The 11079-nt window shown below is 33.4% G+C and carries 11 protein-coding genes; 6 read left to right on the plus strand and 5 right to left on the minus strand.

Going from position 1 to position 11079, the window contains the following annotated elements; translation table 11 throughout:
• Nucleotides 1-18: 18 nt before the first annotated feature.
• The gene (locus tag BMZ76_RS11235) at nt 19-804 is read right to left on the minus strand and encodes an anti-sigma factor (RefSeq protein ID WP_091206304.1); all 786 of its coding nucleotides are present in this window, start codon (nt 802-804) and stop codon (nt 19-21) included.
• A complete protein-coding gene (locus BMZ76_RS11240; protein WP_091206309.1) occupies nt 804-1334 on the minus strand; it encodes an RNA polymerase sigma factor in 531 nt (176 codons plus the stop codon). Before BMZ76_RS11240 ends, BMZ76_RS11235 begins: the two co-directional genes overlap by 1 nt.
• Before the next feature lie 229 nt (nt 1335-1563).
• Here BMZ76_RS11240 and BMZ76_RS11245 point away from each other — a divergent pair, with 229 nt between their 5' ends.
• The 5 genes from BMZ76_RS11245 (at nt 1564) to BMZ76_RS11265 (ending at nt 7249) form a co-directional block, all read left to right on the plus strand.
• The gene (locus BMZ76_RS11245; RefSeq protein WP_091206312.1) at nt 1564-2217 is read left to right on the plus strand and encodes a DUF4331 family protein; all 654 of its coding nucleotides are present in this window, start codon (nt 1564-1566) and stop codon (nt 2215-2217) included.
• Between the two features lie 66 nt (nt 2218-2283).
• A complete protein-coding gene (locus tag BMZ76_RS11250) occupies nt 2284-2838 on the plus strand; it encodes a DUF4331 family protein (protein ID WP_091206314.1) in 555 nt (184 codons plus the stop codon).
• 171 nt (nt 2839-3009) lie between these two features.
• Entirely contained in the window at nt 3010-4305 is a 1296-nt protein-coding gene (locus tag BMZ76_RS11255) for a tetratricopeptide repeat protein (protein WP_091206319.1), read from the plus strand.
• Between the two features lie 3 nt (nt 4306-4308).
• A complete protein-coding gene (locus BMZ76_RS11260; RefSeq protein ID WP_091206324.1) occupies nt 4309-6522 on the plus strand; it encodes a TonB-dependent receptor in 2214 nt (737 codons plus the stop codon).
• Between the two features lie 139 nt (nt 6523-6661).
• On the plus strand, nt 6662-7249 hold the full coding sequence (locus BMZ76_RS11265) for a glutathione peroxidase (RefSeq protein ID WP_091206328.1): 588 nt from the start codon (nt 6662-6664) through the stop codon (nt 7247-7249).
• Nucleotides 7250-7369: 120 nt separating this feature from the next.
• Here the strand turns inward: BMZ76_RS11265 and BMZ76_RS11270 are convergent, their stop codons facing one another.
• Nucleotides 7370-8320 carry a tRNA dihydrouridine synthase gene (locus BMZ76_RS11270; protein WP_091206331.1) on the minus strand — a complete coding sequence of 317 codons (951 nt, stop codon included), beginning with the start codon at nt 8318-8320 and terminating at the stop codon, nt 7370-7372.
• Between the two features lie 107 nt (nt 8321-8427).
• A complete protein-coding gene (locus BMZ76_RS11275; protein ID WP_091206334.1) occupies nt 8428-8925 on the minus strand; it encodes a GNAT family N-acetyltransferase in 498 nt (165 codons plus the stop codon).
• 94 nt (nt 8926-9019) lie between these two features.
• On the opposite strand from BMZ76_RS11275, the gene menD reads away from it, so the two are divergent.
• Nucleotides 9020-10681: a 2-succinyl-5-enolpyruvyl-6-hydroxy-3-cyclohexene-1-carboxylic-acid synthase gene (gene menD, locus BMZ76_RS11280; RefSeq protein WP_091206338.1), complete on the plus strand. Its 1662-nt coding sequence runs from the start codon at nt 9020-9022 to the stop codon at nt 10679-10681.
• A 98-nt stretch (nt 10682-10779) separates the two neighbouring features.
• On the opposite strand, the gene BMZ76_RS11285 is transcribed toward menD, so the two are convergent.
• On the minus strand, nt 10780-11079 hold a 300-nt coding region (locus BMZ76_RS11285; protein ID WP_143071084.1), incomplete at its 5' end, for an integrase core domain-containing protein.

The raw sequence follows: 11079 nt of genomic DNA on the forward strand, positions 1-11079 counted from the left end.
ATTAGAAAAATATGTTATTTAGACTTTTCCTAACGTACATAATTGTTCCATGGTAGGAGTTAAGCTTCCACCTTTAGGTTCAAGTGTAATTCCAAAAGCTTCAGCCTCGTTAGCATTATTTACCGCAAATAATTTTTGTTCATTTGCATCAAAATCTTCTAATAATCCAATGCTGGTAGGAGGCAACGGGCTTAATTTCAATGCCCAAACCTGGTAAACCATTCCCTCAGGTGGTTCCGGTAAACCTGCAGCATCAATATAAACTACTTTAGTATCTTGATTCCAGTATACTTTCGCTGAAGATTCAGGAGCAACTGCCTGTCCTCCAAGAGCTACAACTGTGTTTTTAGTGTCTCTCACAACCGCTAAACTCGTTTCATTAGCCGTATTTTTTAATTTTAAGACATTAAATTCTTTCTCTAATTTGGCTTTCTCAATTTCAGTATTAGCTACTTGTGTTGCGGTTTGGTTCAGTTGATTGAATTGGTAGCCAATACCAACTAATAACAACACAGCAGCTGCCCATCCAATATATTGAGACCTGTTCTTGTTAGGTTCAAATTGTATGACTTCAGCATGTTTGAGTTCCAGTTTAGCTTTAATTTTCTCATAATTGGCAACAGAATGAAACGGTGAAAAGCTTGACGATAAAGCAATAATGGCTTTTTCAATAGCGATAATTTCCGCATGTATTTCCGGACTGTTTTTTGCCATGGTATTTACTTCTTCGTTTTCGGTTTCATTAAGTAAACCGTAAACATAGAGTTCCAGGATTCCTGATTCTATATATTCTTTTGTTTCCATTATACTTTCAAATAATTTCTTAAGTCATTAATACAATTCCTATTTTGTGTTTTTACTGTTCCCAAAGGAATCGCCAATTCATCCGAAGCTTCCTGTTGGGTATAGCCTTTAAAAAACAGTAAATCAATTATTTGAATACATTTTGGTTTCAGCCTTTTTACAAAATCCTGTAAACCTATAGTATCCATTTTGTCGACCAGTTTAGAACTGTCTTCAAAATGATTTACGAAATTATCAGTAGAAAGGTTTTTTTGACTGTTATTAAAATTTTTAGAACGCAGTTTGTCAATAGAAGTATTCCGGGCAATATTCAGAATCCAAGTGTAGAATCTTCCCTTGCTTTCATGGTAGGAATCAATGTTTTTCCAGATTTTGACAAATACATCCTGAAGTACATCTTCGGCTTCTTCTCTGTTTTTTACAAGAACATTTATAACCGAAAATAAACTTTTAGAATACATATCGTAAAGATGTGTAAATGCCCTTTCGTCTTTCTTATAAATTAATACTAATAATTCTTCTTGACTCATATCTTATTATTTAACGAATACAAACTTATACATTCTTATTTACAAATGCCATATTTTATGATTACCAACATTAAAATAAATTTTAAGTTACAAAAAAATGTATTTTTTTTAAGTTGTAAGGCATTGTTTATCAATATTTTGATAAAAAAATTCATTTTTTTTTATGTTTTATAAAACCAAATCGAATACTTACCCGTAAATGATGGTATAAACTTTTAATTTTATCAAAATGAAAAAAACAAAAATGATTTTAGGTCTATCGCTAGTGGCGGTTTCAGGCTTGATTTTAGTAGCTGCGGATCACATTGATGCTCCATTAACTGCATCAGGAAGTGCTATTGATATTACTGATGTCTATGCTTTTCAAGGTCAGAACACTAGTAATTTAGTATTTGCTGTAAACACACAAGGGTTGTTAAGTCCAGGTGCAACTGCTGCGGCAAAATTCGATGAAAATGTAATGATTGAAATCAACATTGATAATAATGGGGATAATGTTGAAGATCTAGTAATTCAAGCGATCAAAAGAGATGACAAAATGTATTTCTTTGGGCCAGTTGCTCCAGGTACTACAGGTACCACAAGTACTATTAAAACGGCGGCAGCTTCTGGAAGTGTAGCAATATCATCTTACGGTACTGCAGCATTAACTGCTGAAAAAAATGGAATGAAATTTTTTGCTGGACCAAGAGACGATCCATTCTTCTTTGATTTAGGTCAGTTTAGAGCAATTCTTGCAGGGACTGCAACAGGATTTAAAAGCCCAGGTGTTGATACTTTTGCAGGGACGAACGTTATGTCATTGATCGTAGAAGTTCCAAAAGCAATGTTAGGTACATCAAGCACATTAAATGTTTGGGCTGAAACTAAGAAAAAACAATAACATTTTAAATTTAAATTATGAAATCGCAGAGTAACGATTTCTCAAAAAAACTTAAATACAAACATCATGAGTAAAACAAATAAATTCAAAATTATAGCAATCGCACTGGTAGCAGCGGTTGTTTCAGTAAATTGTGATAACGACGATTCAAATAGTTATCCTGAGGCTAATCTTAATTTCACAGGAACATTTGTACAGCAAGATCAAATGGCAAGACCAGCAATTAATACTGTATTCATTGCTTCAGGACAGCCTAAGGATGATTTTAATGCTGCAATTCCTTCAGCAATGGGAGCTAAATATCAATCTATTTTCCAATCTAGATTATTGGCTTTAAATTCAGGCTTTACCACTAATGCTTTAGGACAAACGGCAGCTCAGTTTACGGGTCTTTTGTCTACGGATGTACTAAATGTATCAAAAACTGCTAAAACAACTTTCTTTGATGGAACAAATGTTTTAACAGGAAGAGCGTTGGCAGATGATGTAATTGACGTTGAATTATTATTGATTTTTGGAGGTTCTACTGGAGCATCTAATCCTAATCTTACTAAAGACAACGTGAATGCAAATGACAAAGCTTTTGGAACAACTTTCCCCTATTTAGCTACTGCTTGGTAGTATTATATTAAAAAAAACAGAGCGTTTACATAGTAATCTTCGCTCTGTTTTTTTTCAAAACAAACAAACAAACAAACAAACAAACAAACAAACAAACAAACAAACAAACAAACAAACAAACAAACAAACAAACAAACAAGCAAACAAACAAACAAACAAAACACTTAGAGTATGAAAACTTTAAAAATAATCCCATTTTTGGTTTTCACAATCCTATTTATATTCGGTTGCGAGACTAAATCAAAACAAATTACGCATAAAGAAGATTATAATAAATATTTGACAATAAAAGATAATAAATCATTGAGTTTTGCACGAAATGAAATTGATTTTTGGCAAAAAAAATTCGATGCAGCTCCCAACCAAATCAGTTATTTAAGTCAATTATCATCTAACTACAGTACTCTTTTTGAATACACAGGCAATATCAGTCATTTGTATACATCTGAAGAATTATTAACAAAATCGAATGAAGCTTATGATTACTCAAGAGTTTCCACCATTCGATCTTTGGCAAGGAATTATATTTCTCAACATCGTTTTAAAGAAGCACTTGTACTTGCTAATAAATCTTTAGCAATAGGCGAAGGAAAAAAAGAAACCCAAAAATTACTTTTTGACGTTCAAATGGAATTAGGAAACTATCCTGAAGCTATCAAAAACTTGAATGCTATTCGAGACATGACTGATTTTGATTATTTAATTCGTCTGGCAAAGTGGAATGATCATAAAGGCGACCTGGATACAGCTATAACTTTTATGGAAAAAGCCAGAGATATTGCTGAAAAATATGATAACAAGACATTAAAAATATGGTCTAATTCTAATTTAGGTGATTTTTATGGTCATGCGGGAAGAATTGAGGATTCATACAATAGTTTCCTGCAGACGTTAGCGATTGATCCTAATTATTCTTACGCTTTAAAAGGAATTGCCTGGATTGTTTTTTCCAAAGAAAGAAATACAAAGGAAGCTAACCGAATTATTGATGCAATTGCGGCAACTCATAATACGCCGGATTTTTACTTATTAAAATCTCAAATTGCTCAATTTGAAGGAAATAAAATCGAGGAAATAAAAAATAGAAACGCTTATTTCTCGATGATGGAGAATAATAATTACGGGGCAATGTATAACAAGTACAATGTTTTGATATACGCTGATGACAAACAAACGGCTCAAAAAGCATTAGAAATTGCAAAAATGGAGGTCAATCACAGACCTACAGCTGATTCTTATGATTTGTTAGCTTGGTCGTATTTGAACTTAGGTCAGCATAAAAAAGCATTACAAATTGCACAAAAACATGTGGCTGGGAAATCATTTGAACCAAAGGTACAATATCATTTAGCCATGATTTACAAGTCTAATAATTTAGCGCTCAAAACCAAACCTATTAAAGAAGAATTGTTATCTAGTTTGTATGAATTAGGTCCTAATTTTGACCAAAAAGTGAATCAGTTATAGCGTATGAAAAATATTGTTTTAATGATGATTGTCCTTTTTGGGTTGACTTCCTATGGCCAAATCCAAAAAGGAAAAGTGTTGGATAGTGATGGGAATCCTGTAGAAAACGCTTATTTGGTTAATACAAATTCTGAAAGTCATGCCCACACAAATGAATTTGGATTGTTTAGCTTAGACAAAACGGTTTTGGGTGATGTTATCAAGATAACGGCGGTAGGCTATAAAAAGTCAAATTTTACCATTGTTTCTTCAGATGACATAATCATTTTGGAAGATGATATTTTTAGATTGAATGAAATTGTAATCCAACCGAAACTTTCGGCGATGAATGTCATTTCTAAAATAGATTTGCAAACAACGCCAGTTAATTCGTCACAGGAAATTTTGCGAAAAGTACCCGGATTATTCATCGGGCAGCATGCCGGTGGCGGAAAAGCGGAACAAATATTCCTTAGAGGTTTTGATATTGATCACGGAACTGATATCGCCATTTCAGTAGATGGAATGCCTGTAAATATGGTTTCTCATGCTCACGGTCAGGGTTATGCTGATTTACACTTTGTAATACCGGAAACAGTAGAAAAAATCGATTTTGGAAAAGGAACGTACTATGCTAACAAAGGGGATTTTGCGACAGCAGGATACGTTGCCTTCCAAACGAAAGATAAAATAGGACAGAGTAGTGTAGGATTAGAAGTAGGACAATTCAATACAACGAGAACCGTTGGATTGATTAACCTTTTGGGAACCCAAAAAACACAAAGTGCCTATATAGCAACAGAATATATACTAACAGACGGACCATTTGATTCGCCCCAGAATTTTAACAGAATTAATTTATTGGGAAAATATTCCGCTATTTTAAGTGATAATAGTAAGTTTTCCATTTCGGCCTCTCGCTTTTCTAGCAAATGGGATGCCTCTGGGCAAATACCACAACGGCTGATAGATAATGGAACGATTTCTAGATTTGGTGCTGTTGATGATACTGAAGGCGGAAAAACGTCTCGTACCAATTTTAATGTAAGTTTAAGTAAACCTATAGATGAGAATACCTTCTTGAAAGCGAATGCTTTTTATTCAAATTATGAGTTTGAGCTGTATTCTAATTTTACTTTTTTCTTGAATGATCCAATTAACGGAGACCAAATTAAACAGAAAGAAAATAGAGATATTTATGGTATGAATGCGGAATTGAACCAGAAAACCAAATTAAATGATTTAGATATATTGTTGCAATTTGGTGGGGGTTTTCGTGCTGATGCCACAAAAGATACAGAACTTTCACATACTTTGAACAGAAGAACGGTTTTAGAAAATATCAAGTTAGGAGACATTGATGAGTCAAATTTGTTTGCGTATTTAAATTCAGAAATCAATTTTGGTAAACTGATGATTAATCCCGCCATTCGATTGGATTATTTTAAATTCAATTATCAAGACAAGTTGACTGCGAATTACAAAACTCAATCTGAATCTAAATTTAAATTTTCTCCAAAACTGAATTTCATTTATTCGCAAAACAACAATTTGCAGTTTTTTATAAAATCCGGTATGGGATTTCATTCGAATGATGCCCGAGTGGTTGTTCAAAACAATGGGAAACAAATTTTACCAACGGCTATAGGAACTGATGTTGGTACTATTTGGAAACCATTTCCAAAGTTGATTCTTAATGCAGCACTATGGCATTTGTATTTAGAGCAGGAATTTGTTTACGTAGGTGATGCAGGAATAGTTGAGCCAAGCGGACAATCAAAGCGTATGGGAGCTGAGCTAGGATTGCGTTACCAATTGAACGATTGGTTGTATTTTGATGCTGATGCCAATTATACGTACGCAAGAAGTATTGATGAACCACAAGGTCAGGATTACATTCCCTTAGCACCTGATTTTACCACAACAGGAGGTTTAAGTTTTCAAAAAATAAATGGTTTTTCTGGAGGAATTCGATCTCGTTATTTAAAAAGCCGTCCCGCAAATGAAGATAATTCTATTGTTGCTAAAGGCTATTTTGTTTCGGATTTAAATGTTAATTATCAATATAAGAATGTAAATTTTGGGATGGCTGTTGAGAATATTTTTAATACGGAATGGAACGAAACACAATTTGCAACTGAATCAAGACTTCAGGATGAAATAAAAAGTGTTGAAGAAATTCACTTTACACCGGGAACACCTTTTTTTATGAAAGGAAAAATTACTTATACTTTTTAATACCGCATAAAGGTTTGTTGTTTATTTGTTTGGAAGCCTGGCATTTTCTTAATGTCAGGTTTCTTTTTTTAACGTGTGTTTATCGAAAATAAATTTTAATGAGACAAAAAATTGTCTATTTTTATAAAAAATTTCAAATATGAAAAATGTATTATTGCTGGCCAGCTGTGCTTTATTATTGTTCAGTTGTAAAAATCAAGCACAACCTCAAAAATCTGAAACCAATATGAGCACACCATTAGTAGCTAAAGAAACCATTTATCAATTTAAAGTAGAAGATTTGTCAGGAAACAGTTTTGACTTTGCTTCTTTGAAGGGTAAAAAAATTATGATTGTAAATACTGCTTCAAAATGTGGATTGACACCACAGTACAAAGATCTTGAAGCAGTTTATAAAGAATATAAAGACAAAGGATTAGTAATTGTTGGTTTTCCTGCAAATAATTTTGCTTCACAAGAGCCTGGAACGAATGAAGAAATTGCCACTTTCTGCCAAATGAATTATGGTGTGACTTTCCCTATGATGGACAAAGTTTCTGTAAAAGGAGATGATATGGCAGCAATTTATCAGTTTTTAACTCAAAAAGCTAAAAATGGATTACAAGATTCAAGTGTGGAATGGAATTTTCAAAAATACCTAGTCAACGAAAAAGGAGAATTAGAAAAAGTGATTTCTCCAAAAACATTAGTAACAGATCCAGAAGTATTGAATTGGATCAAAGCATAATCTGCTACCGCTAATTTTAGAAAGAAAATATTAAAATGAGATTCTCAATCAAATGAGATTCTCATTTTTTTTTAAAGATTAAGTGAAAATTGAGAATCTTCTCAATGGTTTATCTTTTAATCAAATTTTTTCATTTTTGAAAATTTCAGCAACAGCTACTTCATAATTCCGTATACTTTGCGCTTTTTTTATTTTTTTCAAAACTTTATGTGGATTTGAAAACGTAGCCGAAAAGTATTCCCATAAATGGTACATTTTCAGTAAAATATGCGTTGATCCAGAAAGAGATTCGCTATAAATAGCATACAAAGTATCGTGAAACGTACTGAATAATTCCATTTTGTTCGCAGGATATTCTGAAGTGTTGTTTTTTATCATGCTTGGTAAAAAAGGATCCGAAATTAATCCTCTACCAATCATCCAGTGGTCAATGCTTGGAAAGCGTTGTTGCATTTCATGAAATTTAGCCACTGAAGTAATATCGCCATTATAATATAACTTATGCTTGCTGTTATCAATGCAATGTTGAAACGCATCTAGATTTACGCCACCTTTATACAGTTGTTTTCCAATGCGCGCATGAATCGCTATATTTTTAATAGGATAGGTATCTAAAATAGGCAAAACATCCAGAATTTCTTCGCTGTTATCATACCCCAAACGCATCTTCATAGACACAAGAATGTCAGATTCAGAGTGCGCCCTGTGAAGTATGTTATTAATTTTTTCAGGATTAGCGATAAGACCGGAACCCATTCCAGATTTGGTCACCATTGGATATGGACATCCCAAATTCCAGTTTAACTCTTTGTAACCAAGTTCTTGAACATATTTGGCCACAAATAAAAATTCATCGGCATCATTTGTTATCACTTGCGGAATGACCTCCAAGTCAAGATTGTTTTCACGAAGCAAATCTCGTTCATACGATGGTTTAATCACCATCTTTCCGTTCAAACGGATGTAAGGCGAGTAAAATGTATCAATTCCTCCAAAAAGTTTGTTTTGAGCATTTCTAAAACGAAAGTCAGTAAATCCCTGTAAAGGCGATGAAAGTAAGGTGTAGTCCATGAAATTTTTAGTTGTGCAAATATACTATAAAGTCTCAAGCCTCAAAGTCATAAATTTTTTAAAGTCAAACATAGTAGAAAACGAACTAAATTTTAGTACAAATTGATTTACTCTAAAATCAACTGCATAAAAACAGAGCTTAGCCAGCGATCAAATTTATAGCCGGATTCTTTAATAATGCCCACGGTTTCAAAACCATATTTTTTATGAAAAGCAATACTGCCTTTATTTTCGGAGTCAATAACGCCAATCATTGTATGGTATTTTTGTTTTTTTGCCAATTTAATGAGCTCCGCCAATAATAATTTTCCAACCCCTTTTCCTAAAAATTCTTCCGCCACATAAACCGAATGTTCCACCGTAAAACGGTAGCCTATTTTATGACGAAAAGTTCCATAGGTAGCATATCCAATTACGCCATTTTCAGTTTCTGCAACAATTACAGGTAGATCATGTGCCAGTTTGTCTTCAAACCACAATTTATGGGTTTCAAAATCACGTGGCTCATAATCATAAATCGAAGTACTATGCAGTATTTGGTGATTGATGATTTCCAATATTGTATCTAAATCGGTAAAAACAGCTGGTCTTATTTTGATTTCCATAAAGAATTTATTTTGTTCCAAATTTAAGAAAACTATTTAAGATTAGAGAAAAACCTTTACAACTTTGTATCTTTGTTTCTTTGAAACTAAAACAATGATTTACCCCAAAATACCTTTAGCGCAAAGCATTATTGAAATTTGTTTGGCCAAAGGAATTACCACCATAATTATTTCTCCGGGTTCTAGAAATGCACCGTTAACAATAGGTTTTGTAAATAATCCCGCTTTTCAGTGTTACAGTATTGCCGATGAACGTGCAGCTGGTTTTTTTGCATTGGGAATTGCACAACAAACCAAACAGCCAGTGGCTTTGGTATGTACTTCCGGTTCCGCTTTATTGAATTATTACCCGGCTTTTGCGGAGGCATTTTACAGTCAGATTCCTATGATAGTGATTTCAGCGGATCGACCGCAAAGCAAAATCGATATTGGTGACGGCCAAACGATTCGGCAGGAAAATGTGTTCGAAAACCATTCATTATTCAACGCTAATTTGCATGAGGATGTTTCGACCGAAAATGATTTAAAAATCAATGAAGCGATTAATACGGCTATCACTCAAAAAGGTCCTGTTCACATCAATGCGCCATTTGAAGAGCCATTGTATGAAACCACTTCGGAGCTTTCCATTACTGTAAATATTGTCGCTTCCGCAAATGCTACTCAGCCGATTTCAATCGAAGACGTTACGGAATTTGCAACGATTTGGAACAATTCCACCAAAAAAATGATTTTAGTTGGCGTTAATGAACCGAATGTTATCAATTCAAATATAATTAACGCTTTTGCGAAAGACGAGTCGGTTGTAGTTTTGACTGAGACGACTTCGAACTTGCATCATGATACTTTTATCAATACTATAGATACGATAATTACGCCTTTTACGAATGCCGATTTTGAAAATTTTCGTCCGGAAATTTTAGTCACTTTTGGCGGAATGGTCGTTTCAAAACGTATCAAAGCATTTTTAAGAAAATACAAACCCAAACACCATTGGCATATTGATTCTTTAAGAGCGTATGACACTTTTGGTGCTTTGACCAAACATTTCGAAGTAGATCCAAATGTGTTTTTTGATACTTTCTTGCCACTTACAAACGCAATAGAAAGCAATTATTTTCAGCAATTAGACGATGTGAAAGTGTTGCGAAATCTAAAAAGTAATATTTATTTAGACAAAATTCCGTTTTCGGATTTTAAAGTTTTTGAAAAAGTGATTCAGAGTTTACCAAAAAACAGTCAATTACAAATCAGTAATAGTTCGGCAATTCGGTATGCGCAATTAATAGCTGTCGATCCTTCAATTGAAGTGTATTGCAATCGCGGAACCAGCGGAATCGATGGAAGTACTTCTACTGCTATTGGTGCGGCTGTCGCCAATGATAAACAGACTGTTTTTATAACGGGAGATGTTGGATTTTTGTACGATAGCAATGCGTTATGGAACAATTATATTCCAAAAAACTTCAAGATTATTCTAATTAATAACGGTGGCGGCGGAATTTTTAGAATTTTACCCGGACATGAAGAAACACCTGTTTTCAATACATTCTTTGAAACTTCCCATTGTTTAACCGCAGAACATTTGGCTAAAATGTATGGATTTGAATATAGTATCGCCGGTGATGAAGGAAGTTTAGCAACAAGTTTGACTGCTTTGTATGCTCAAAATGAAAAACCAAGTATTTTGGAGATTTTCACGCCAACCTTGAAAAACGACAGCATTTTACTACAATATTTTAAAGAGTTGATTTAATTATTTTCGGATCATTGATATTTATCATTTTTACTTAATTTATAAATGGTATGTCTAGTCCTGAAAAAAGTTGACACGAATTAGATTTTAAAATTACACTAATTATTAACCTCGGAAGTAAAAACTTTCGAGGTTTTTTTCTTCCATTTTTTTGATTTGATTACTTGTTGTAAATGCGTCTGATTTGGCGTTAACATTTGACAACTTAAGTGAGGCCTATTTTGGTTATAAATATCAATAGATTCCCTTATTGCTTTTAATGCCTGTACATGATTTATAAATCCATCTATTAGTAAAAATTCATATTTTAAAATACCATTTATTCTCTCTGCTATTGCATTTTCGTAAGGATCACCATTTTCAGTCATACTAATTTTGATGTTGTTTTCAGTAAGCTT

Source organism: Flavobacterium xueshanense, from assembly GCF_900112975.1.
Taxonomy (GTDB): Bacteria; Bacteroidota; Bacteroidia; order Flavobacteriales; family Flavobacteriaceae; genus Flavobacterium; species Flavobacterium xueshanense.

What these genes read in the sequence shown, in the direction of transcription:
- BMZ76_RS11235 (WP_091206304.1), bottom strand. Translation starts at nt 804, where the DNA reads ATGGAAACAAAAGAATATATAGAATCAGGAATCCTGGAACTCTATGTT.
- BMZ76_RS11240 (WP_091206309.1), bottom strand. Translation starts at nt 1,334, where the DNA reads ATGAGTCAAGAAGAATTATTAGTATTAATTTATAAGAAAGACGAAAGG.
- BMZ76_RS11245 (WP_091206312.1), top strand. Translation starts at nt 1,564, where the DNA reads ATGAAAAAAACAAAAATGATTTTAGGTCTATCGCTAGTGGCGGTTTCA.
- BMZ76_RS11250 (WP_091206314.1), top strand. Translation starts at nt 2,284, where the DNA reads ATGAGTAAAACAAATAAATTCAAAATTATAGCAATCGCACTGGTAGCA.
- BMZ76_RS11255 (WP_091206319.1), top strand. Translation starts at nt 3,010, where the DNA reads ATGAAAACTTTAAAAATAATCCCATTTTTGGTTTTCACAATCCTATTT.
- BMZ76_RS11260 (WP_091206324.1), top strand. Translation starts at nt 4,309, where the DNA reads ATGAAAAATATTGTTTTAATGATGATTGTCCTTTTTGGGTTGACTTCC.
- BMZ76_RS11265 (WP_091206328.1), top strand. Translation starts at nt 6,662, where the DNA reads ATGAAAAATGTATTATTGCTGGCCAGCTGTGCTTTATTATTGTTCAGT.
- BMZ76_RS11270 (WP_091206331.1), bottom strand. Translation starts at nt 8,320, where the DNA reads ATGGACTACACCTTACTTTCATCGCCTTTACAGGGATTTACTGACTTT.
- BMZ76_RS11275 (WP_091206334.1), bottom strand. Translation starts at nt 8,925, where the DNA reads ATGGAAATCAAAATAAGACCAGCTGTTTTTACCGATTTAGATACAATA.
- menD (WP_091206338.1), top strand. Translation starts at nt 9,020, where the DNA reads ATGATTTACCCCAAAATACCTTTAGCGCAAAGCATTATTGAAATTTGT.